Source organism: Pseudomonas sp. S36, from assembly GCF_016647875.1.
GTDB lineage: Bacteria > Pseudomonadota > Gammaproteobacteria > Pseudomonadales > Pseudomonadaceae > Aquipseudomonas > Aquipseudomonas parafulva.
On sequence record NZ_JACVVG010000016.1, the window covers coordinates 39,337 to 62,239 of the forward strand.

Annotated in this window: 20 protein-coding genes and 1 pseudogene; 3 read left to right on the forward strand and 18 right to left on the reverse strand. The window is 64.0% G+C overall.

The window, feature by feature from the left end; translation table 11 throughout:
• The first annotated feature begins 141 nt into the window (after positions 1–141).
• Positions 142–693 (forward strand): ATP-dependent Clp protease proteolytic subunit, encoded by a 552-nt coding sequence (locus IAE36_RS11560; protein ID WP_201212483.1) that lies wholly within the window; start codon positions 142–144, stop codon positions 691–693.
• A 21-nt stretch (positions 694–714) separates the two neighbouring features.
• Here the strand turns inward: IAE36_RS11560 and IAE36_RS11565 are convergent, their stop codons facing one another.
• A complete protein-coding gene (locus IAE36_RS11565; protein ID WP_028634007.1) occupies positions 715–1,113 on the reverse strand; it encodes an NUDIX hydrolase in 399 nt (132 codons plus the stop codon).
• Positions 1,114–1,204: 91 nt separating this feature from the next.
• The gene (locus tag IAE36_RS11570; RefSeq protein ID WP_201212485.1) at positions 1,205–5,344 is read right to left on the reverse strand and encodes a CheR family methyltransferase; all 4,140 of its coding nucleotides are present in this window, start codon (positions 5,342–5,344) and stop codon (positions 1,205–1,207) included.
• Positions 5,345–5,592: 248 nt separating this feature from the next.
• Here IAE36_RS11570 and IAE36_RS11575 point away from each other — a divergent pair, with 248 nt between their 5' ends.
• Positions 5,593–5,862: a DUF6555 family protein gene (locus IAE36_RS11575; protein ID WP_028634005.1), complete on the forward strand. Its 270-nt coding sequence runs from the start codon at positions 5,593–5,595 to the stop codon at positions 5,860–5,862.
• A 22-nt stretch (positions 5,863–5,884) separates the two neighbouring features.
• Here IAE36_RS11575 and IAE36_RS11580 read toward each other — a convergent pair whose 3' ends face one another.
• Together IAE36_RS11580 and IAE36_RS11585 are read right to left on the reverse strand one after the other, a co-directional pair.
• The gene (locus IAE36_RS11580) at positions 5,885–6,055 is read right to left on the reverse strand and encodes a hypothetical protein (RefSeq protein ID WP_154660081.1); all 171 of its coding nucleotides are present in this window, start codon (positions 6,053–6,055) and stop codon (positions 5,885–5,887) included.
• A gap of 148 nt (positions 6,056–6,203) precedes the next feature.
• Entirely contained in the window at positions 6,204–6,818 is a 615-nt protein-coding gene (locus IAE36_RS11585) for a LuxR C-terminal-related transcriptional regulator (RefSeq protein ID WP_201212487.1), read from the reverse strand.
• 113 nt (positions 6,819–6,931) lie between these two features.
• Here IAE36_RS11585 and IAE36_RS11590 point away from each other — a divergent pair, with 113 nt between their 5' ends.
• Entirely contained in the window at positions 6,932–8,554 is a 1,623-nt protein-coding gene (locus tag IAE36_RS11590) for an ATP-binding response regulator (RefSeq protein ID WP_201212489.1), read from the forward strand.
• 19 nt (positions 8,555–8,573) lie between these two features.
• Here the strand turns inward: IAE36_RS11590 and IAE36_RS11595 are convergent, their stop codons facing one another.
• The 14 genes and pseudogenes from IAE36_RS11595 to paaH form a co-directional block, all read right to left on the reverse strand.
• Complete coding sequence (locus IAE36_RS11595) at positions 8,574–8,873, reverse strand: hypothetical protein (protein WP_028634002.1); 300 nt, start codon at positions 8,871–8,873, stop codon at positions 8,574–8,576.
• 159 nt (positions 8,874–9,032) lie between these two features.
• Positions 9,033–11,087 (reverse strand): phenylacetic acid degradation bifunctional protein PaaZ, encoded by a 2,055-nt coding sequence (gene paaZ / locus IAE36_RS11600; RefSeq protein ID WP_201212491.1) that lies wholly within the window; start codon positions 11,085–11,087, stop codon positions 9,033–9,035.
• Positions 11,088–11,120: 33 nt separating this feature from the next.
• Positions 11,121–12,353: an OprD family porin gene (locus IAE36_RS11605; RefSeq protein WP_201212493.1), complete on the reverse strand. Its 1,233-nt coding sequence runs from the start codon at positions 12,351–12,353 to the stop codon at positions 11,121–11,123.
• 39 nt (positions 12,354–12,392) lie between these two features.
• Positions 12,393–13,961: pseudogene (locus tag IAE36_RS11610) on the reverse strand (cation acetate symporter); the annotation flags it as partial.
• On the reverse strand, positions 13,952–14,260 hold the full coding sequence (locus IAE36_RS11615; protein ID WP_060483402.1) for a DUF485 domain-containing protein: 309 nt from the start codon (positions 14,258–14,260) through the stop codon (positions 13,952–13,954). The gene IAE36_RS11615 and the pseudogene IAE36_RS11610, both read right to left, overlap by 10 nt.
• 173 nt (positions 14,261–14,433) lie before the next feature.
• Entirely contained in the window at positions 14,434–15,510 is a 1,077-nt protein-coding gene (gene paaE / locus IAE36_RS11620) for a 1,2-phenylacetyl-CoA epoxidase subunit PaaE (RefSeq protein WP_201212497.1), read from the reverse strand.
• A 15-nt stretch (positions 15,511–15,525) separates the two neighbouring features.
• Positions 15,526–16,059: a 1,2-phenylacetyl-CoA epoxidase subunit PaaD gene (paaD, locus tag IAE36_RS11625; protein ID WP_028633996.1), complete on the reverse strand. Its 534-nt coding sequence runs from the start codon at positions 16,057–16,059 to the stop codon at positions 15,526–15,528.
• Positions 16,046–16,804 (reverse strand): 1,2-phenylacetyl-CoA epoxidase subunit PaaC, encoded by a 759-nt coding sequence (gene paaC / locus IAE36_RS11630; protein ID WP_201212499.1) that lies wholly within the window; start codon positions 16,802–16,804, stop codon positions 16,046–16,048. The genes paaD and paaC overlap by 14 nt, the downstream gene beginning before the upstream one ends.
• Positions 16,805–16,812: 8 nt before the next feature.
• Positions 16,813–17,094, reverse strand: coding sequence for a 1,2-phenylacetyl-CoA epoxidase subunit PaaB (gene paaB / locus IAE36_RS11635; RefSeq protein ID WP_028633994.1), 282 nt, complete (start codon positions 17,092–17,094; stop codon positions 16,813–16,815).
• Positions 17,095–17,119: 25 nt separating this feature from the next.
• Complete coding sequence (paaA, locus tag IAE36_RS11640; protein ID WP_028633993.1) at positions 17,120–18,109, reverse strand: 1,2-phenylacetyl-CoA epoxidase subunit PaaA; 990 nt, start codon at positions 18,107–18,109, stop codon at positions 17,120–17,122.
• A 189-nt stretch (positions 18,110–18,298) separates the two neighbouring features.
• A complete protein-coding gene (paaK, locus tag IAE36_RS11645) occupies positions 18,299–19,618 on the reverse strand; it encodes a phenylacetate--CoA ligase PaaK (protein WP_028633992.1) in 1,320 nt (439 codons plus the stop codon).
• Positions 19,619–19,738: 120 nt separating this feature from the next.
• Positions 19,739–20,959, reverse strand: coding sequence for a 3-oxoadipyl-CoA thiolase (pcaF, locus tag IAE36_RS11650; RefSeq protein ID WP_201212501.1), 1,221 nt, complete (start codon positions 20,957–20,959; stop codon positions 19,739–19,741).
• Complete coding sequence (gene paaI, locus IAE36_RS11655) at positions 20,952–21,392, reverse strand: hydroxyphenylacetyl-CoA thioesterase PaaI (protein ID WP_060483406.1); 441 nt, start codon at positions 21,390–21,392, stop codon at positions 20,952–20,954. Before paaI ends, pcaF begins: the two co-directional genes overlap by 8 nt.
• Positions 21,385–22,902 carry a 3-hydroxyacyl-CoA dehydrogenase PaaH gene (paaH, locus tag IAE36_RS11660; RefSeq protein WP_201212503.1) on the reverse strand — a complete coding sequence of 506 codons (1,518 nt, stop codon included), beginning with the start codon at positions 22,900–22,902 and terminating at the stop codon, positions 21,385–21,387. Before paaH ends, paaI begins: the two co-directional genes overlap by 8 nt.
• Position 22,903: the final 1 nt, after the last annotated feature.

A 22,903-nucleotide genomic window follows, 5' to 3' on the forward strand; every position in this document is an offset into this window, starting at 1 on the left:
CCGATGCAGCTACCCGGTGGTTCAGCCACTGATGCCCAGCGGCGCATGGCGGGTGGATTGAACTTTGCCGGCCACTGCGCTTCCACCGTTCAGCAGGAAGGCAATGCACCACGCACTCAAACGAGCCTTCTGGAGACAGGCATGGCCAGACACATCATCCATTTCACCGGCCCCATCAACTCGTCGACGTGCGGCAACCTCATCAATACCTGTACCAAGGCCCTGAACCAGGGTGCAGAGGTGCTGCAACTGAACATCGCGACCATGGGCGGTGAGTGCAGCTACGGGTTTACCCTGTACAACTACCTGCGGGGCCTGCCTGTCAGTGTGCATACCCATAACCTGGGTACCGTGGAGTCGATGGGCAATATCCTGTTTCTGGCGGGCGATCACCGTACCGCCTGTACCCACAGCAAGTTCCTGTTCCACCCGTTTCACTGGACCTTGCACGGCTCGGTCGACCATGCGCGCATGGCCGAATACGCCATGAGCCTGGACTATGACTTGCGTCTGTATGCAGAAATCGTCTTGGAACGTACCCAGGGCGGCAGTGAAGTACTGGACGTGCCGCGTTACCTAATGGCGGCCCCGCGCATACTCGGCCCGCAGGAAGCGTTGGACAGTGGTCTGATCCACGGGATAGACGAGATGCCGATCGAGGCTGGCGTATGCCAATGGAGTGTTCACGCCTGATAACCGCGTTGTGGCAGCCTGCTAACGGACAGAGGCGGCGGTGGAGGCGTCACAGGCGAGCAGGGAGCGGATAAGGTCCTTTATCTCGCCTTTCAATGCCGCGACATGGTCGATATGGGCAAAGCGAAAGTCAGCGATCTCGTGCATGGCGCAGGGCTTAGGGGCGTCGTCAAACTCCGCTTCGAACACGTAATGCATCCGTTCGGTGGATTCGTGGCGCATCAACAGCGTGAGGTTCATGGCCTGCAGGCCAGTTTCTTCGAGCAGCTCACGCTCCGCCGCCTGGGCGGGTGTCTCACCGGGTTCGACCTTGCCGCCGGGCAGCGTCCACGGCGCTTTGTGCTTGCGCACCCACAGCCATTTGTGGCCGTGCTTGCCATGGCGGCAGATGATGGTGGCGCGGGCTTTGGTCGATTTCATGCAGGCTCCTGGTGACGCATATTCCTATGAGGAATTAGTCACCAGGAGACACACATTGGTGTCTTGAGGGCACGTCAATCCCGACGAACGGTCAGTAAGGCACAGACCCGTGCAGGTTTTCGATAGCCTCTACCAAGTCGTCGTAGCCAACCGGCTTGTTCAGGTGGCGGTCGAACCCGGATTGCCGAGACTTGTGCTGGTCGGCGCTGGCCCCATAGCCTGTCAGGGCAATCGCCGGCACATGCTTTAGATGGTCTAGCGCACGGAGTGCCCGAATCAGAGCATGGCCATCCATCACCGGCATACCGATATCGGACAGGATGATGTCGTAACGCCCCGTTTGCGCGGCCGCCAGGGCCTGTTGCGGGTCACTGAAGGCACTTACCCGGGCGCATTCCATTTCCAGCAACTGCTGCATCACATCCAGCACCTCCGGCGAATCGTCCACCAGCAACACATGGATGCCGCTCAGCCGGCCATCGGTGTCGGGGGCGCTGGGTGCCACCGGTGTGGCCCGGCCGGCGTGCGCCAAGGGCAGGGTGACGGTAAAGGTGCACCCCTGGCCGATGCCAGCCGACTGCGCATGCACAGTGCCGCCGTGCGCTTCGACCAGTTGCCGCACCAGCGACAGCCCGATGCCCAGGCCCTCGCGGGCCGGGTGCCCCCCTTGGGGAGCAGCCTGGCTGAACAGGTCGAAGATGTGCTCCAGGCTGTCTGGCGTGAGGCCGATGCCCTGGTCGATGACGCGCAGCGACACCTTCGCCTCGTCGTGGCTCAGCGCCAAGCGGATCGGGCTGCCGGGCGGGCTGAACTTGATGGCGTTGTTCAACAGGTTCCAGATCACCTGTTCCAGGCGGGTGTTGTCGCCATCGATATACAGCGGCAAACCGTCGGCTGGCAGCTCCAGCAGCACGCCCGAGGCCGGCTGCTCACTCACCACCACGGCGTGGATGCCTTGCACGATGGCCGACACATCCACGGGCTCGGTCTTGAGCTTGAGTTTGCCGGTGCGAATGCGCGCCACATCCAGCAGGTCATCAATGATGCGTGCCTGGCTGGTGACCGCATCACGAATGGTCGCCACCGCCTTGCTCGCAGCGCCCATGTGCACCACGGATGGCAAGCGCCGAAGGATCTCGGCGTTGAGCTGGATGAGGTTGAGCGGGTGCTTGAGCTCGTGCGACATGATGGCGAAGAACTCATCCTTCAGGTGGCTGTTGCTCTGCGATTCGGCCAACTGCTTGCTCTGCTCGTCGTGCAGCCGTTTGAGGCCGGTGAGGTCGCGGGCGATCTTGACGAAGCCGCGCAGGGAGCTGCCCTTGAGGCGTGAGATTTCACCGCTGGAAAAGAAGCGGCTGCCGTCCTTGCGCACATGCCAACGCTCGTCCTGGCCCCGGCCATTCACCCGGGCGGCGTGCAGTTCGTGCTCGGGCACACCGTGCTGGCAGTCTTCTTCAGTGAAGATGAGCTGGTAGTGCTGGCCCATCACCTCGGCCTTGCTGTGGCCGAAAATCAGCGTGGCACCGGTGTTCCAGTCGGTGATCAGGCCCTGTTCGTCCAACAGAATGATGGCAAATTCATGGGTGCTTTCGGCCACCACCCGCATGCGCTCTTCGCCCAGGCGTACGCGTTCTTCGGCGGCGCGGCTCTTGCTGATGTCGATGAAGGTGAGTACCGCGCCGTCGATCTTCTTTTCGCTGGAGCGGTAGGGCAGCAACCGCGCCAGGTACCAGTGCTGGTCCTTGCCGCCAATTTCCCGCTCGATGATGTGCTCGCCTTTGACCACGGCCCGGGCATCATCCCCCAAGGCGGGGTAGTCCAGCCGGTGGGTGATGTCGAGCAGGGAGCGGCCGGTGTCCACCGGCAGCATGTTGAACAGGTCGGTGGCGCGGGGGGTGAACCAGCGGATGTGCAGGTTGCGGTCGACAAACACCGTGGCGATATCGGTACTGGCGATCAGGTTGCTGAGGTAGTCGTTGACCTTGTCGGTTTCCTCGACCTTGTTCTTCAGCTCGTAATTGACCGTCAGCAGTTCCTCGTTGATGGACTGCAGCTCTTCCTTGCTGGTTTCCAGCTCTTCGCTGGCCGAGCGCAGCTCTTCGTTGATCGCCTGCATCTCTTCGTTGGAAGCGGTCAGCTCTTCGCTGGAAACTTCCGACTGCTCAATGGTTTCCTGCAATTGCAAGCGCGTGCGCTGCAGTTCGCGCTCAAGGTTGTTCAGCACCATGCTGTCGGTTTGGCGGATGGCGCCCGGCAACGGGAGTGACAGGTCTGGCGCGCGCTCGTCGAACACCACCAGCAGGTACTCGCCGGTGCTGAACTCATCCTTGTGGGGCTGAACCGTTATTTCCACCTGGGAGCGCTGTTCACCTTCGCCCAGGTCAACCGGCCGGGAAGTGACGGCTTCGCTACCCTGGCGTGCCTGGAATAACGAACTGCGCAGGGCCAGGCGCAAGCTGGGCAACACCAGGTTGAGCAGGTTACGGCTCAGCTCGCCGCCACCTAGCTGCATGTAGCGGCCAACCCCTTCACTCAGGTGCAGGATGGTGCCTTCGCCGTCGATGATGAGGCTGGGTGGGGTGCATCGCGCCAACGCCCGATGGTGGACTTCGGCGAAATCAGGCTTGCGTGCTGCTTTTGCCTTGCCTGGAATACGCACCTGCAGGTTGGGCAGGTCGGCCCCTGTCAACTGGCGCCCGGAACGCGGGTTGCTATGGTTGACTTCGCGCGCGCGGTAAATACGGTTGCGTTTGTCGACCACGGCAAACAGCTCACTGGCGAGCTCGGCGGACTCGGATGTGCCCAGAAACAGGAAGCCGCCCGGGCGCAGGGCAAAATGGAACATCCGCAGGATGTCCTTCTGGATCTCCCGGTCGAGGTAGATGAGCAGGTTGCGGCAGACGATCAGGTTCAACTGCGAGAACGGTGGGTCAGACAGCAGGTTGTGCCGCGCAAACAGTACCTTCTCGCGGATTTCCTTGCGCACGTGGTAGTGCTGGTCTTCCCTGACGAAGAACTGGCGTAGCCGGGAAGGCGGCACGTCGGTCACGATCGATTCCGGGTACGACCCCTGGCGGGCATTGACGATGGCCCGTTCGTCCAGGTCGGTGGCGAACACCTGCACCTGGCTGGCGCGCTGTTCCACGGCAAGTTGCTCGCAGGCAAGGATGGCCAGGCTGTACGCTTCTTCGCCGGTGGAGCAGCCGGCAGACCAGATGCGAATCTCGCCTGCACCTTCGCTGGGGTCCGGTTCGCTGACCAGCTGTGGCAACACGTGCCGCTCCAGGGCCTCGAAGGCTTCCCGGTCGCGGAAGAAATTGGTAACGCCAATCAGCATGTCAGCGAGCAGGGCTGCCGACTCGTCCTGGTGTTCTTCAAGGTAATGCAGGTAGGCGGCCAGGTCGGGCTGACCGGTCACGTGCAGCCGCCGTTCGATACGGCGCAGCACGGTCGCGCGTTTGTAATGCTGGAAGTCGTGGCCGGTGACGCTGCGCAGTTGCAGCAGTATCTCCTCAAGCAGGGGCTCGGAGGCTTGCGGGTCGCCTGCCCGAGTACCCAAGGCAGGTGGCAGCGTGTCGTCGTCAATGCGAGGCAGCTTTACCTGGCAGGCGTTTTGCCACAGCTCCATGAGTTTCTGCGCCAGTTCCGCAGCCGGCAGCACCACATCCACCAGGCCGGTCTCGATGGCGGCCCGGGGCATGCTGTCGTATTGCGCATCGTCCGGGCTCTGCACCAGGGTCACGCCGCCTTGCTCCTTGATACGCGAAAGGCCCACCGCGCCGTCCGCGCCGGTACCGGACAACACGACGCAGAACGCATGGTCCTTGTGCACATCGGCCAGGTCACGGAAAAACAGGTCGATCGCCACGTGGTCGCCGCGGCGCCGGTTGGCCGGTGCCACACGCAGGTAACCGTCGTTGGTTGAGAGCCGATTGGCAGGCGAAATGACGTAGACGTGGTTGCGCTCGATAGGCACCGGCTCGGTGACCTGGCGCACTGGCATGCTGGTGGTTTCCTGGATGATGCGGTCGGCGACGCTTTGATGGTCGGGCGACAGGTGCAGCACGATGACAAAGGCCATGCCGGAGTCAGCCGGCATTTGCCGGAACAAGGTGCAGATGGCCTCCATGCCACCCGCCGAGGCGCCGATGCCGACCACGGGGAAGTCCAGGTGGCTGGGGCTGAGATTCGACGGGTGGGGCGCGGCGGGCTGGTTAGCGGTCGACTTCATGGCGGTGCCTTGTACAGACCTGACAGACAGCCCATCGACGCATCGCCGGGCAGGAAGGCGGCCATTATAGGCACTGCACCTGGGGATTCGCGAGCGCTCTGATTTTACGCCAATGGTTGGCCCGCAAGTTTTTGGCATCCTGGCGCGCCGGGGCCGCTGTGCAGCCCAGGCTTCACATCCGATGGAATTTTTGGCCCGCCCCAAGACTCCATCCTTGGGTCATCCATGGAAAAGAGGAGGGTCGAGCGATGCCTAGTCCCCAGCTGTACATCATCGACTACAAGCTTCACGGGGAGCTGCGCAGTTTCATCATCCGCCTGGAGCGCATGGACAATGCAGAGGCGTGGCACTGGGCGAGCTGTGATGCCGGCATTGGCATCATCCCGAAATTCGGGCGCGAGAAAATCCGCAAGGTCAGCCGGCCAATGGCTGAACGGTACGGTGTTACCGACGTGAGCTGGCGTATTTCAGGCAGCAAGCCCAACCAGTCAGTTGAAGACCCGGCGACCACTGCCTGAAACCATGGTTGATAACGCCCTGTCAGGCCCCTGACTCGGGATCACTGGCAGGCACGGCTGGCCGGTTTTGTTCGTCATCTGCTATGCCAGGGTCTGTGTCAGGGTCATCCACCCGGTCGTTACGCCGGTCTGGTTCGAGTTCCGGCCAATCATCCTGCACGTTACCGCCACCCATCCAGTGCCTGGTACTCATGTTTGCGCCCTCCGTCCGGGTAAAAGGGCCCGCCTATGGGCGGGCCAACACAGGAGTGAGAGGCCAAGCCACCGATGACCTCTCATAGTGTGAGAAGCGCTTGACGTGTGAGAGGTCCCCGTCAGTTGGCTCAACCCGGACCAACGGTTCAACTGCCGGTGTACTTGACTGCGGCCGCGGTGCGGGAGCTGACGTTCAACGCTTTCAACAGTGATGACACATGGATGCGCACGGTAAACGGCGAGATGTCCAATTCCTTGGCGATTTCCTTGTTGGTCTTGCCTTGGGCAATGAGTTGCAGCACTTCCTGCTGACGCTGGGTGAGCTGCTCCACGCCCTGCTCGGCGTCGAGGCTGGGCAGCAACCCTGAAGGCAGGTACCGAACCAGCACATCGCCCTGGCGAATGGCCAGGATGGCCGCCCCGATTTCATCAGCGCCCAGGCTCTTGCCAATAAATCCGTCCACGCCTGTGGCCATGACCTGCTCGATGATCACCGGGTCATCCACCATGGACACGATGATCAGCGTAGTGCGCTGCCACTGCCGGCGCAGCTGCGCCAGGCTGGCGATGTCTGCCAAACCAGGGAAACGCAGGTCCAGTATCAGCGTGTCTGGCACGTCCCCGACCACGGCCAGGGCGATCACCTCGTCCAGCCTCCCTGCTTCTTCCACGCAAGCACCCGGCAGCACGCGCTGCACGGTGCGCACCATGGCTTCCCTGAACAGCGGATGGTCATCCGCCACAATGATGCGACACTTCACGCCTGGCAACTCCCTATGGCCGAGGTTGGATCCAACCATGTTAACTTAGCATCCCCTCCAAGAAGGGCCTGCTCGCGCCCGCTTGATGCAGCCGCACGAAAAGGACAATGCCCATGGAACTGGACAAGAACAACGAACTGGACCAAGCCAACCTGCGCCTGGTGGTGGGCAGTTGTGCACTGGTGTACGTCAGCCTGCTGGTGTTTCTGCCCGGCAGCACGCCTGGCGTCCATCTCATCGTAAGCTGCTACATTTTCATTTTTCTGTTGGTGTCGGTGGCTTTGCGCCAAGCCATCGCCCGCTGGCCCGGCCACTACCCCTGGCGGCGGGTGCTGGGCATGGTGCATGACTACACCGGCACCTGCTTTGGCCTGGTGGTGGGCGGCGAGCCCGCATTGCCGCTGTACGCAGTGATGGTGTGGGTGAACTTGGGCAACGGCATGCGCTTTGGCTCGCGCTACCTGGCGATTGCCACTGGCCTTGCGCTGGTGGCGCTGCTGGCCGTGTACCAGATTACCCCGTACTGGCAGGCCAACCCGTTCATGGTGCTGATGCTGCTGGTCACCAGCACGGTAATACCCGGCTACGCCCACTTGCTGCTGGAGCGCACCCGCAAGGCGTCGGAGCAGGCGGCGGCGGCCAACCGCGAAAAATCGCGTTTTCTGGCCCAGGCCAGCCATGACCTGCGCCAGCCGATTCACTCCATCAGCCTGTTCACGGCGTGCCTGCGCGAGGCACGGCTGGGGGAAGAAGAACGCCGCCTGGTGGACAGCATCGACCGTTCGCTGTTGAACGTGTCGCAGCTGTTCCGTTCGATTCTGGACCTGTACACCCTGGACAACGGGCGCGTTCAGCCTCGCTACGAAACCTTTGCGCTGGGCGAATTTCTGGCCGAGCTGGTGCGCCAGAACGCTGAAGCAGCCCGGTGGGCCGGCGTGGACATACGCCTGCGCCCCTGCCCCCACTGGACACGGGCTGACCGCGGCATGCTGGCCACCATGGTGCAGAACGTGCTGTCCAACAGCTTCAAGTACGCCGCGCAGCGCCCCCTGCTGATTGCCGTAAGGCGCTGTGGTGACGGGCTGGCCATTGTCATCTGCGACCAGGGCAGGGGTATCGACCCGGCGCACCAGGCGCTGGTCTTCGAAGAGTTCTATCGGGTACGGCAGGTGCGTGACAAGGACATCGAAGGCGTGGGGCTGGGCCTGTCGATTGTGCGCAGGCTGGGCCGGTTGATGGGTTTGCACGTGCAATTGCGCTCGCGGCTGGGGCATGGCACCACACTGGCCCTGCAAGGCTTGCCGCGCCTGGCTGCGCAAACCCAAAAGATCGTTACTGAACAGACACTGGCAGCGCCCGGCATGCTGAGCGGCTTGCGGGTATGCTTGATCGAGGATGACCACAATGTGTTGCGCGCGACCACCGGGCTGCTGCAGCGCTGGGGGTGCGAGGTGGCTGCGCACAGTTCGGCGCAGGTCACCAACCGTGACTGCGACGTGATCGTGGCGGACTATGATCTGGGACAAGAGGCGACCGGTGTGGATTGCATTGAACGGTTGCGGGCGCAGCGGGGGTGGGCAGTGCCAGCGCTGATCATGACCGGCCATGACCCGGACAGAATCCAGGCAGTGGTGCAGGGTCGCGACATCGCGGTATTGTCCAAACCCGTGCGCCCAGCCGAGCTGCGGGCCGCCCTGCGCACGTTGTGCGAAGGTTCGGCGGCGCCGGTCGGTTAAACCAGCGCTGTATCAGCTGCTACTGCAGCCTCGGGGTTTCGCCTTCCTTCACGCAGCTGGGTGAGGGTTGGTAGATACCCATCCCCGCCACCGCCACCAGGCCGCCGCTCGGGATCTGACACTCGAATCGTCCTTTGCCAGTGGCTGCCGTGTAATAGGTAATGGTGCTGTCGTTGCGCACGTCCGCGATCCGGGACACCTTCGTGTTCAGCACCAGTTCGGTACGTTGCTTGAGGGTTTCGTCAGAAGGCTTGACGGTCTGGCAGCCGGCCACGCCGACCAGGATGGCAGCACTGATGAGCAGTTTGAAGGGGGTCATGAAGAAGCTTCCTTGGCGGTGTTATCCCCGAACTATAAACCCACGAGTCAGGCGGGGCGATTAGGACGGATGTACTAAATAGCCAGAGGCCACCACCTTGCTGAATCGCTTGTGCAGCCGTCGCGGCGCACGGCTCGGGGCCGCGACGGCTGCTGCCGCTTATACAGGTTGCTTGAGCACTAGTGTCAAGATGTCATAACTGGCAACCACTTCCCCCAGCTGATTGGTCACTTCCACATCCCAGGCCACCACCCCCTGGGGTTGGCCCAGCGGGCTGGCCTTGCCCTGGTCGATCTTGCGCTTGCAGGTCAGGCGCGCCTGAATGGTATCGCCGATGCCTACCGGGTTGATGAAGCGCAGGGTGTCCAGGCCATAGTTGGCCAGCACGGGCCCTTCGCCGGGGGAGACGAACAGCCCGGCGGCGGCCGACAACACGAAGTAGCCATGGGCAATGCGCTTGCCAAACTGCGAGGCCTTGGCGGCAATCTCGTCGAAGTGCATGTAGAAATGATCGCCCGACAGGCAACCGAAGTTCACCAGGTCGGCTTCGGTGACCGTGCGCCGGTGGGTGAGCAGCGACTCACCGATGCGCAGCTGTTCGAAGTAGCGGCGGAAGGGGTGCACCTCGGTTTCGATCACTTCGCCGCCACGCACATACTCACCGGTGACTGCGCTGAGCATGCTGGGTGAGCCCTGTACGGCGGCGCGTTGCAGGTAATGCTTGACCGCGCGCAGGCCGCCCAGTTCTTCACCGCCACCGGCGCGCCCAGGCCCGCCATGCTTGAGCTGCGGCAGTGGCGAGCCGTGGCCGGTGGATTCCTTGGCCGCTTCGCTGTCCAGCACCAGCAGCCGGCCATGCCAGGCGGCTGCGACGGGAACCGCCTTGGCTGCCACTGCGCGGTCGCTGGTCACCAGGGTGGCCACCAGGCTGCCTTTGCCACGGGCCGCGAGGGCCAGGGCTTCGTCCAGGTCGTGGTAGGCCATCAGCGTGCTCACCGGGCCGAAGGCCTCGATGTCGTGGGCGCCGCCTTCGGCATGGGGGTCGCGGGCCTGGAGCAAGGTCGGCGCGAAGAATGCGCCTTCGGCAACGCCTTCGCCGCGGGGGGCGAACCCGTCGCTGGCCCCGAACAGCTGATCGCAACTGTGCAACAGGCTGCGCACACGTTCGGCCACATCGCGCTGCTGGTCATGAGACGCCAGGGCGCCCATGCGCACGCCCTCCACCGAAGGGTCACCGACCACCACCTTGGCCAGGCGCTCACGCAGGCGCGTGGCAACGGCGTCGATATGCCTGGCCGGCACGATGGCGCGGCGGATAGCGGTGCATTTCTGGCCGGCCTTGGTGGTCATTTCGCGCACCACCTCCTTGATGTACAGCTCGAATGCCTCGCTGTCCGGGCTGACGTCGGGCCCAAGAATGGCGCAGTTGAGCGAATCGGCCTCGGCGGTGAACGGTACCGAGTGGCGTACCAGGTTAGGGGTGACGCGCAGCTTGGCGGCGGTGTCTGCGGAGCCGGTGAACGTCACTACGTCCTGCCCTTGCAGGCGATCGAGCAGGTCGCCGGTGCTGCCGATCACCAGTTGCAGGCTGCCTTCGGGCAGAAGCCCGGAGGCGTGCATCAGGCGTACCACCGCTTCGGTCAGGTAGCTGGTCGAGGTGGCCGGCTTGACGATGCACGGCATGCCAGCCAGGAAGGTGGGCGCGAACTTTTCCAGCATGCCCCAGATAGGGAAGTTGAAGGCGTTGATGTGCACCGCCACACCCGCACGCGGCACCAGGATATGGGTGCCGGCGAAATGCCCGAGCTTGCCCAGTGCCATGGCCGGGCCCTCGTGCAGCACATTGCCGGACGGCAACTCCCGGCTGCCGATACCGGCATATGAAAACAGCGTTGCATTGCCGCCTTCTATGTCGATCCAGCTGTCGGCGCGGGTGGCGCCGCTGTGGTGAGACAGGGCATACAGCTGTTCCTTGCGTTCGGCCAGGTACAGTGCGATGGCTTTGAGGCGTGCAGCGCGCTGCTGGAAGTCCATGCCCATCAGGCTGGGCAACCCGCGTTGGCGGGCGAAGTCCACAGCCTCGGCGAAGTCGGGGCGTTCCTCATGGCTGTAGGCGAGTGTGTGCCCGTCAAGGGCGCTGCGCAGGGCCTGGGCACCGTGTTGGCCCAGCCAGCGGCCGGCGATGAAGCTTTGCAGGGTAGGGGCGGCAGACATGCGTTTCTCCAGGCGAGTCAAGTGAAGGGGCGCTTACCACAGCGCCAGGGTGTAGCCGATGATCAGGCGGTTCTCGTCAACGGCATTGGTCAGCCCGTTGCCGGAGCGGAAGGTGACGTTGCGCCAGCGCAGGCTCACGTCCTTGAACGGGCCGCTCTGGATCACATAGGTGAGGTCCGTGTCGCGCTCACGCTCACGGCCGTTGCTGGTGGCGGCGGTGTGTGCACCGCGGCCATCGGTGTAGCGGGTCATGAAACTCAGCCCGGGGATGCCCAGCGCGACGAAATCGTAGTCGTAGCGCAGTTGCCAGGAGTCCAGCCCGGCGCGGGTGAAGGTGTTGTAGGTGACCAGGTTCACGGTGAACGGGTCGCCGCCATTGACGAACGGGAAGGCGCTGCTTCCGGACATCTGTTGCCAGGTGGCTGTGAACTTGTGGGCACGTACCCCCAGGGTGAACATGGCGTTGAAGTTGTGGTTGTCGATGTCGCCCGCACGCTGTGCACCATCGCTGCGGCTGTCGAAATAGCGCAGGTCGCTGCGCAGGCTCAGCCCTTCGCCCAAGGGGCGTGTGTCGACCAGACCGATGAACTGCTGGCGGTAGATGTCCTGCAGTTTGGCGTAGTAGTAGCTGACGCTGGTCTGCGGGGTGATGGCATAGCTGCCGCCCGCCAGGTCGAGGTGGTCGCTGCTGGCGGCGCCGTAGCCGATATCATCGCGGCCTGAGGAATCGCGCAGGTTGGCCTTGGTCAGCCTGCCTGCGTTTAGGGTCAGGCCGTCCACCTCCTGGCTGGTGAGCAGGCCGCCCTGAAAGGTGGAGGCCAGCAGGCGCGTGTCGTTGAACACCACCACCGGCAATATCGGCTGCAGCGTGCCCAGGCGCAGGGTGCTTTTCGACACCCGTGCTTTTGCGGTCAGGCCTAGTTCGCTGTAGTCATCCACCGGTTCATGGCTGCGCGGGCCAAAGGGCAACAGGCCGGTGTTACGCCGATCGCGGCTGCTGTCCAGCTTGAGGCCCAGCTGCCCCATGGCATCGACGCCAAAGCCAATTGGGCCTTCGGTAAAGCCCGACTCCACACGGGCGGTGAACCCCTGTGCCCATTCTTCGGCCTTGGCCTGGGGCGCGTTGGCCTGCCTGAAGTCGCGGTTGATGTAGTGATTGCGCAGTTCAAGCCGCGCATGGCTGTCGCCGATGAAGTCGGCAAAGGCGGGCAAGGGCAGGGTGAGGGCGGCCAGGCACGCTGCTGACATGAAAGGGGTACGGTTCATTGTTGTTGTTTTATCCGACATGGTGATAGGCCTTGGCTGTCAATGCTTGCTGGCGCCGGCAGCGCCGATACCGGTCATGGAGCGGATGAACTGGGCCAGGTAGCGGCCGCGTTCCTCGCGTGCACGCTCGGAGGTGTCAGTCACCGAGAATGCCCAGGCACCCAGAAACGCCAGGCTCATGGAGAACAACGCCGGGTTGCTGTAGGGGAACAACGGCTGCTCGTGGTGCAGTACGTTCACCCACACCGCAGGGCCCAGCACCACCAGCAGTACCGCCGACACCAGCCCGGCCAGGCTGCCGCACACCGCACCGCGGGTGGTGAGGCCTTTCCAGAACATCGAAAGCAGCAGCACCGGGAAATTGACCGAGGCGGCCACGGCCAGCACCAGCCCGGAAAGGAAGGCGATGTTCTGCGACTCGAACAGCAGGCCCAGAATGACGGCGAGCAGGCCGATCATCAGCGTGGCGATGCGCGACACGCGCATTTCTTCCTGCTCGGTGGCCTTGCCCTGGCGAACCACGCACGCATACAGGTCGTGGGACACGGCAGAAGCGCCCGACAAGGCCAGGCCGGCCACCACCGCCAGGATGGTGGCAAAGGCCACGGCGGAGATGAAGCCTAGGAACAGGTTGCCGCCCACAGCCTGGGCCAGGTGCACGGCCACCATGTTGCCGCCGCCGATGATGGCCCCAGCGGCATCACGGTAGGCAGGCTCGGTGCCGACCATGACGATGGCGCCGAAGCCGATCACGATCAGCAACAGGTAGAAGTAGCCGATGAAGCCGGTGGCATAGAACACGCTCTTGCGCGCTTCCTTGGCATCGCTGACGGTGAAGAAGCGCATGAGGATGTGCGGCAGCCCGGCCGTGCCGAACATCATGCCCAGCCCCAGGGAAATGGCGTCGATCGGGTTGGACAGCAACCCCCCGGGGGCCATGATCGCCTGGCCCTTGGCGTGCACGGCCACGGCACTGGCGAACATGGCTTCGGTGCTGAAACCAAAGTGTTTGAGCACCATGAATGCCATGAAGCTGGTGCCCGACAGCAGCATCACCGCCTTGATGATCTGCACCCAGGTGGTGGCCAGCATGCCGCCAAACGTGACATAGGCGACCATCAGCACCCCCACCAGCATGACCGCGTACAGGTAGCTGATGCCGAACAGCAACTCGATCAGCTTGCCGGCCCCCACCATCTGCGCCACCAGGTACATCAGCGCCACCACCAGGGTGCCGAAAGCGGAGGTCAGCCGCACGGGGGTTTGTGCCAGGCGGTAGCTCACCACATCGGCAAAGGTGTACTTGCCCAGGTTGCGCAGCCGTTCGGCGATCAGAAACAGGATGATCGGCCAGCCTGCCAGCACCCCGAGGGCGTACAGCAGCCCGTCGTAGCCGTTCATGAACATCATGGCCGAGATGCCCAGGAACGAGGCTGCGCTGATCATGTCGCCGGCGATGGCCAGGCCGTTCTGCATGCCGGTCAGGCCGCCGCCAGCAGTGTAGAAGTCACTGGCCGAGCGGGTGCGCAGGGCAGCCCAGCGGGTCACCAGCAGGGTGAAGCAGACGAACACCATGAACATCGAAATGGCTGTCCAGTTCATTGTGCGCACTCCTGGCGGACCTTGTCGTTGAGCGGGTCGAGCACATGGTTGGCGCGGTGCACATAAATTCCGGTAAGGGCGAAGGACAACAGCACCATGAGCACCCCAACCAGCATGCCGACGGTGGTTACGCCACCACTGAGGGACTGGCCCAAGGTGCTGGGGGAGAAGGCCACCAGCAGCACGAAGCCGTAGTAGATCACCAGCATGGCCAGGGTCAGGCTGCCATTGAGGCGGCGCTTGCGCCGCACCAGGTGCTGGAAATCAGGGTGATTGGTGATGCTTTCTATGTGCTCGGGGGTCATGGCAAGCGATCTCTTGGTTTTGTAATTGTTTTGTTGAGGTCACGCAGGTGTTGCGGTGTTGCTCAGGGCCTCTTCGCGGGTAAATCGGATCGCCGCACCGCCGCTCCCACAGGGGTTTGCACAAGCGCCTTATCTGTGGGAGCGGGTTTACCCGCGAAGCAGGCGGCTCGGTTTTAAAGCTGGTCGAAGTCGAGGACTACCTTGTCGCTCACCGGGTACGTCTGGCACGACAGCACATACCCGGCCGCCACTTCGTAGTCTTCCAGGGCATGGTTACTGTCCATCTCCACCTCGCCCTCGACCACGCGGCACTTGCAGGTGGAACACACCCCGGCCTTGCACGAATACGGCAGCTCGGCACCCATGGCATTGGCTGCATCCAGCACGCTCTGGGTGTTGCGCGGCAAGTCGAAGGCCAGCGCCCGGCCATCGCTGATCACGGTGATATGGCTGACGGCAGCGTCCACCTGGCGGGCCGCCGCCCGCGCCTCGCGGCGGGCGTGGCTGCCTTCAGCGGCGAACAGTTCGAAGTGGATGCGATCCTTGGCCATGCCATTGGCCTGCAGGCTGGCCCGCACCGTCTCGGTCATGGCCTGTGGCCCGCAGATGAACGCGGCGTCCAGGGCCGTCACATCCAGCCAGCGGGTAAACAACTGGCCGCACTTGTCTGCGTCGATCCGGCCGTTGTACAGGTCCACGTCCTGCTGCTCGCGGCTGAACACGAAGATCAGGTTGAGGCGGTCGAGGTACTGGTTTTTCAGGTCTTCGAGCTTGTCGCGAAACAGTGCACTGGCGCTGGCGCGGTTGCCGTACAGCAAGGTAAAGCGGCTGTGGGGCTCGGTAGCCAGGGTGGTGGCGATGATGGACAGCAACGGCGTGATACCGCTGCCGGCCGCCACACCCAGGTACTGCCCGTGTCGGGCTGGGTCCAGCGACACGAAGAAGCTGCCGGCGGGCGGCATCACGTCCAGTTGCTGCCCGGGCTGAAGCACTTCGTTGGCAAACGCCGAAAAGCGTCCGCCCGGCACGCGCTTGACCGCAACCCGCAACTCGCCGTCCTGCACAGCGCTGCAGATGGAATAGGAACGGCGCACCTCCTGGTCATCCAGCTGCGTACGCATGACCAGGTACTGACCTTGGGTGAAGCGAAACTGCGCCTGCAGATGCTCGGGCACGTCGAAGACGATGGACACCGCATCGCGGGTCTCAGTGCGCACTTGCTTGACGGTCAGGCTGTGAAACTGGCTCATGGTGCTCTCCACGGCTCAAATGCATTTGAAATAGTCGAACGGCTCAAGGCACGCGCGGCAGCGATACAGCGCCTTGCAGGCCGTGGAACCGAACTGGCTGAGCAGCTCGGTATGGGCGCTGCCGCATTGCGGGCAGCGCACCTCGGGCGGCTTGCCCAACAAACTGGCCTTGCTGGTGCTGCCTTCGGGCGGGGCAATGCCATAGGCGTGCAGGCGCTGGCGGCCCAGCTCGCTGATCCAGTCGCTGCTCCAGGCCGGGGTCAGGCGCCGCTCCAGCGCAGGCGCACTGAACCCGGCCTGCTCCAGTGCCTGGCGGATATCGCCTTCGATCACTTCCGTGGCCGGGCAGCCGGAGTAGGTAGGGGTCACGACCAGGTGCAGGTGCCCATCACGCCAGGCCACATCCCGCACCACGCCCAGGTCCACCACGCTGACAACCGGTACCTCCGGGTCCATGACCTGGGCCAGTACGCCCCAGGCACGGGCCAGGTCACCCTCGCGCAGGGCCCGGGCGCCGCGGTCACCGGCTATCAGTTCACCAGGTTGCATCGGGGTAGGCCCTCGGCAGGAACTGCATCTCGGCCAGCAACAGGCCCAGGTGCTCGGTGTGCAGGCCCTTGCGCCCATCCAGGTAAAAATGGCTGGCAGGCTGGGGCACGGGCAGCTCCACGGCGGCGAAGGTGGCGGCCACCTGCTCGCGCCAGGCATTTGCCACGGCGACAGGGTCTGCGGCCACGCCCGCTTCGGCAAGCTGCACTTCGTCATCACTGCCTGCGGTCAATTCGACGGTGAAGCGCCACAGCAGCGTGATGGCGGCCAGCATGCGCCGGCGGCTTTCATCGGTGCCGCCGCCCAGGCGCTGCACCCATTCACTGGAACGGCGCAGGTGGTAGGTCGCCTCTTTCAGTGCCTTCGCCGCGATGCCGGCGACACGTGCATCGGTGGAACCCGCCAGGCCCTGCAGCACGGCATGGTGCCAGGCGTCGTAAAAAAACTGCCGGGTCATGGTGACGGCGAAGTCACCATTGGGCTGCTCGACCAGCAGCAGGTTGCGGTATGCGCGCTCGTCGCGGCGCATGGCCAGGTCATCGGCATCGCGACCGTCGCCCAGCAGCTCGGCGGCGTAGTCCAGCCAGTTGCGGGCCTGGCCCACCAGGTCGAGGCCGACATTCATCAGCGCGAGTTCTTCCTCGATGGCCGGTGCCCGCCCGCACCATTCGCACAGCCGTTGGCCCTGCACCAGGGCACTGTCGCCCAGCAGCAACAAGTACGGAATCAGGGGTTGTGTATGCATGGCGAACCTCACATGTGCCCCACTTCATCGGGCAGCTCGTAGAAGCTGGCATGGCGGTACACCTTGTCATCGGCGGGGGCAAACAGCGGGTCCTTTTCATCCGCCGCAGAGGCGGTGATCAAGGCCGAAGGCACCACCCACAGGCTGACGCCTTCACTGCGACGGGTGTACAGCTCGCGGGCGTTTTCCATGGCCATGGCCGCATCGGCGGCGTGCACGCTGCCCACATGCTTGTGGTTCAGCCCGTGCTTGCTGCGCACGAACACTTCGTAGAGGGTCCAGACAGACATTTTCGATCTCCGCATCATTCGCCGCTCAGGCGGCGTTCTTGTTCTGCTGCTTGCGCGCATAGGCCACCGCGGCCTCGCGTACCCAGGCGCCGCCTTCGATGGCCTGGCGCCGGGTGGCCACACGTTCCTGGTTGCAGGGGCCATTGCCCTTGATCACTTCGTAGAACTCGTCCCACTGGATGTCGCCAAAGTCGTAATGGCCGCGCTCGGCGTTCCATTTCAGGTGCGGGTCCGGGGCGGTGCAGCCCAGCAGTTCGAGTTGCGGCACGGTCTGGTCGATGAAGCGCTGGCGCAGCTCGTCGTTGGTCTGGCGTTTGATTTTCCAGGCCATGGACTGGGCGCTGTTGGGCGAATGCTCGTCGCTTGGGCCGAACATCATCAGGGCGGGCCACCACAGGCGGTTGATGGCGTCCTGCACCATGTCCCTTTGAGCCTGGGTGCCCTGGCGCATCATAGTCAGGAGGATTTCGTAGCCCTGGCGCTGGTGAAAGCTTTCTTCCTTGCAGATGCGCACCATGGCCCGGGCGTAGGGGCCATAGGAGGTGCGTTGCAGCACCACCTGGTTGACGATGGCAGCGCCGTCCACCAGCCAGCCTACAGCGCCCATGTCGGCCCAGCTGAGGGTGGGGTAGTTGAAGATGCTGGAGTACTTGGCCTTGCCGCTGTGCAGCTTGGCGATTTCATCATCGCGGTCGGCCCCCAGGGTTTCCATGGCGCTGTACAGGTAGAGCCCGTGGCCGGCTTCGTCCTGGATCTTGGCCATCAGTTGCAGCTTGCGCTTGAGGCTGGGGGCGCGGGTGACCCAGTTGCCTTCGGGGAGCATGCCGACGATTTCTGAGTGGGCGTGCTGCGAGATCTGCCGGATGAGCGTTTGGCGGTAGGCCTCGGGCATCCAGTTCTTGGCCTCGATCTTGATTTCAGCGTCGATCTTTTCCTGGAAATGCCGCTCTTCGGGGGACATTTCTTCCAGGGCCTTGACGTGCTTGACGCCGGTTTCCACTAGCTGTGCGTACATGGGAGCGACTCCTGCTGGGGCATGCGTCATTTGTAAGCGATACATAATACATCGTCAAACAGTTTATGCTGTATCAAATGAGATTTTTGTATCGGTTCAGGTATTTTCGCGGGCAAGCCCGCCCCACCGGGGGCACGACGTGCAAAAAAAAGCCCCGGACTGGCCGGGGCTCATGGGCAGCTGGATTAGTCAGCTGGCAAGCCGCTTGTCAAAAACGTGGCAAGCCTTGCCTTCTGAACGCTTGAGCGTGCCGCAGGGCTGCAACCGCACCTGGGTGCTGATGCCGATGTAGGTCTTGACCTGCCGCGCCAGTTCGGCCGTGAGCAACGTGCGCTGGCTGTCGTCGAGGTGCTGGCATTCTGCGCGCAGCTCAACGTGCACCTCGACGCTGTCGAGGTTGCCATTGCGATACAGGTGTATTTCATACATCTCTGAAAGTTGTTTTATTTTCAGCACCTGCTCCTCGATCTGCGTGGGGAATACGTTCACCCCACGGATGATGAGCATGTCGTCGCTCCGGCCGGTGATCTTGCCGATGCGCCGCATCGGCCTGGCAGTGCCGGGTAGCAGCCGGGTGAGGTCGCGGGTGCGGTAGCGCACCATGGGCAGGGCTTCCTTGCTCAGCGAGGTGAACACCAGCTCGCCCAACTGCCCGTCAGGCAGCACTGCACCGGTGACCGGGTCGATGATCTCGGGGTAGAAGTGGTCTTCCCAAATGGTCGGGCCATCCTTGGTCTCGATGCATTCCATCGCCACCCCGGGGCCCATGATTTCGGAGAGGCCATAGATGTCCAGCGCCTGGATGCCCAGGCGCTGTTCAATGGACCGGCGCAGTTCGTCGGTCCATGGCTCGGCGCCGAAAATGCCCAAGCGCAGCTTCAGGGCGTGCGGGTCGATGCCCTGGCGCTCGATCTCGTCGGCCAGGTTGAGCATGTAGGACGGCGTGACCATGATGATGTCGGGCTGGAAGTCGCGAATCAGCTGCACCTGCTTCTCCGTCTGCCCGCCCGACATGGGGATCACCGTGCAGCCCAGGCGCTCGGCCCCGTAGTGGGCGCCGAGCCCGCCGGTGAACAGGCCGTAACCGTAGGACACATGAACCTTGTCACCCTTGCGCCCACCCGCAGCGCGGATGGAGCGGGCCACCACGTTGGCCCAGGTGTCGATGTCGTTCTGGGTGTAGCCCACCACCGTAGGCTTGCCGGTGGTGCCGCTGGAGGCATGCAGGCGCACCACCTCTTCCTGGGGCACGGCGAACATACCGTAGGGGTAGTTGTCACGCAGGTCGCTTTTGCCGGTGAAGGGGAACTTCGCCAGGTCTTCCAGGCAACGCAGGTCATCGGGGTGAGCACCGCATTCGGCAAAGCGCTGACGGTACAACGGGACATTGTCGTAGGCGTGCTTCAGGCTCCAGCGCAACTGCGTCAGCTGGTGCTGGCGCAAGGCATCGACACTGGCGGTTTCCAGCGGGTCCAGCAGGGCACGATCGGCATCATGGTACATGTTCATGGTTTCACTCGAATTGTTGTTGTACGCCGTAGCCTCGGTCAGGGCACTGGGCGGTGAGTGCAATAAACGCAGCATATAGGGCTGCGCGCCGCTAGGTAACACGGCGATGACGCAGGGCGCTCAGAGGCGCTCGATGATCATCGCGATGCCTTGGCCCACCCCGATGCACATGGTGCACAGGGCATAGCGCCCGGCGGTTTCTTCAAGCTCGTGCAGGGCCGTGGTCACCAGCCGCGCACCGCTCATCCCCAACGGATGCCCGAGGGCAATGGCGCCGCCGTTGCGGTTGACCCGTGGGTCGTCGTCTGCCACGCCCAGTTCGCGCAGCACGGCCAGCCCCTGCGCAGCGAACGCTTCGTTGAGCTCGATGACGTCCATGCTTGCCAGTGCCAGGCCGGTCAGTTCGAGTACCTTGCGGGTCGCGGGCACCGGGCCGATGCCCATCAGCCTGGGCTCGACGCCGGCGACAGCCATGCCGACGATGCGGCCACGGGCCTTCAGCCCACGACGGCGCGCCGCCGAGGGGCTGGCCAGCAGCAGCGCGCAGGCGCCGTCGTTGACCCCCGAGGCATTGCCCGCCGTGACGGTGCCGCCTTCGCGAAACGGCGTACCAAGGCGAGCAAGCTGCTCGAGCGTGGTTTCGGCACGCACGTGTTCGTCATGCTCTACCACCAGGGCCGGGCCTTTGCGCCGGGCAACCTCGACCGGCACGATTTCCTGTGCCAGGCGCCCGCGGGCCTGGGCGGCGGCGGCTTTTTGCTGGCTGCGCAGGGCGAAGGCATCCTGGTCGGCGCGGGAAATGCCGTACTGATCGGCTACGTTCTCGGCGGTCTCTGGCATCGAGTCGGTGCCGTATAACTGCTTGAGCGCCGGGTTGACGAAGCGCCAGCCGATGGTGGTGTCGTACAGTTCGGCTGTACGGCCAAAGGCTTGCTCGGCTTTACCCATCACGAAGGGCGCTCGCGACATGGACTCCACACCGCCTGCCAGCATCAGCCCGGCCTCCCCGCAGCGCAAAGCCCGCGCAGCGTTGCCAATGGCATCCAGGCCCGAGCCGCACAGCCGGTTCAGCGTAGTGCCCGGCACGTCGACCGGCAGGCCAGCCAGCAGGCTGGCCATGTGCGCCACGTTGCGGTTGTCCTCGCCGGCCTGGTTGGCGCAGCCGAGGATGACATCGTCGACGGCCTGCCAGTCCAGCCCCGGGTGCCGCTGCATCAGGGCCTTGAGCGGTATGGCGGCAAGGTCATCGGCCCTGATCCCGCTCAGGGCCCCGCCGTAGCGACCGATGGGGGTGCGGATGGCGTCGATGATCAAGGCATCGCCGGGCATGTGTTCATTCATCTTCGCTCTCCTGCGCCAGCACGGTGCCGCGCACTTTGTAGGATTTGCCATGGAACATCGCCACCAGCGCTCCGTGCTGGTTGTGTATGCGCACGTGGTACAGGCCCGTGCGGCCCTTGCGGCTGACTTCCTCGGCGCTGGCGGTGAGCACGTCATCGCGCAGCGCAGGTGCCAGGTAATCAATGCTGCAGCCCAAGGCTACGGTGGCCTGGTCATGGCTGTTGCAGGCGAACGCGAACGCCGAGTCTGCCAGGGCGAACAGGAACCCGCCGTGGCAGGTGCCGTGGCCCTGAATCATGTCGGCCCGCACCGCCATGCTGACGGTGACACGCCCGGGGGCAACGGCTTCAAGGCGGATGCCCAGGCCCTGGCTGGCGGGGTCGCGGGCGTACATGGCCTGGGCGCAGGCCTGCGCCAGTTCGTGATCAGTCATGCAGAGACCCTCCCTCGGCCGTGCAACGGCGCAGCAGCAGCGAGGGCCGGTAACGGCTTTCGCCATAGGCATGCTGCAGGTTCTCGAGCACCCGCAAGGTGTTGGCCAGGCCAATGGCCGACGCCCATGCCAGTGGCCCGCACGGGTAGTTGACGCCTGCGCGCATGGCCAGGTCGATGTCCGCTGCTGTGCCAACACCTTGCAAAACGGCATCGGCCGCTTCATTGGCCAGCATGGCAACGGTGCGCAGCACCACCAGGCCAGGCAGGTCGGCCACCGGCGTCACGCGCAAACCCGCACGCTGCAGCAATGCCACGGCCTGCTCCAGCGCCTGGGTAGACGTGTCGGCCGACCAGCTGATGGCAAGGCGGGTGGCGGTGACATAGTCGAAGGCAAGATCGAGCAATACCAGGTTCGGCAGGCCATCCTCTTGAGCGCGCTGGCTGGCCAGGCGCCCGTCGGACAGTGCCAGGGTCGCATCGCCCACCCGAAGCAGGCCGCTGCCAGCGCGGCCGTCGACGGCAACGCCACCGGCGCGCAAGCGGTCAATCAATGGCTGCAGGATGCCCGCGGGGCCTTCCAGGGTGCAGGCGCTTACCGACGCATCGCTACACAGCTCTGCGGGCTGGGGGCGTTCGGCCTGTTCGTGGTAGCTGTAGAAGCCATGCCCGCTCTTGCGCCCCAGGCGGCCCGCATCCACCAGTTCTTTTTGCGCCAAGGATGGCTGAAAGCGAGGGTCGCCATAAAACGCTTCGAACACTGAGCACGTCACGGCGTAGTTGACGTCATGCCCAATCAGGTCGGTGAGTTCAAAGGCGCCCATGCGAAACCCGCCGGCCTCGCGCAACACCGCATCGAGGCTGGCGCAGTCAGCCGCACCTTCCTGCAGCAGGCGCAGGCTTTCAGCATAAAAAGGCCGTGCTACCCGGTTGACGATGAAGCCTGGCGTGGAGCGCGCATACACCGGGCGTTTACCCCAGGCTTGAGCCGTGGCATGCACGACAGCGGCGACATCCGGGGCGGTAGCCAGGCCGGAAACGACCTCTACCAGGGCCATCAGCGGGGCTGGGTTGAAGAAGTGCATGCCCACCACTTGCTCAGGGCGCTGCAGCCCGGAGGCCAGACGGGTAATGGACAGGGAGGAGGTATTGCTGGCGAGAATGCAGCTGCTGCGGCACACCGACTCCAGCTGCTGGAACAGGGCCTGCTTGACCTGCAGGTCCTCGACGATCGCTTCGATCACCAGGCCGGCATCGGCAAGCGCTTCCAGGCTGTCGACGGGATGCAGCCGGTTGCAGATGGCGGCGCGCTCAGCCGCTTGCAACCTGCCTTTCTCCACCAGCCGTGACAATTGTCGGTCGATACCGGCCAGCCCCTCGGCTGCAGCGCCGGGGCGGGTGTCGTAGAGCATCACAGTGTGGCCTGCCTGGGCCGCGACCTGCGCGATGCCGGCGCCCATGGCCCCGGCACCGATGACGGCAACGTGGGTTTCACCAGAAAGTGCGCTCATT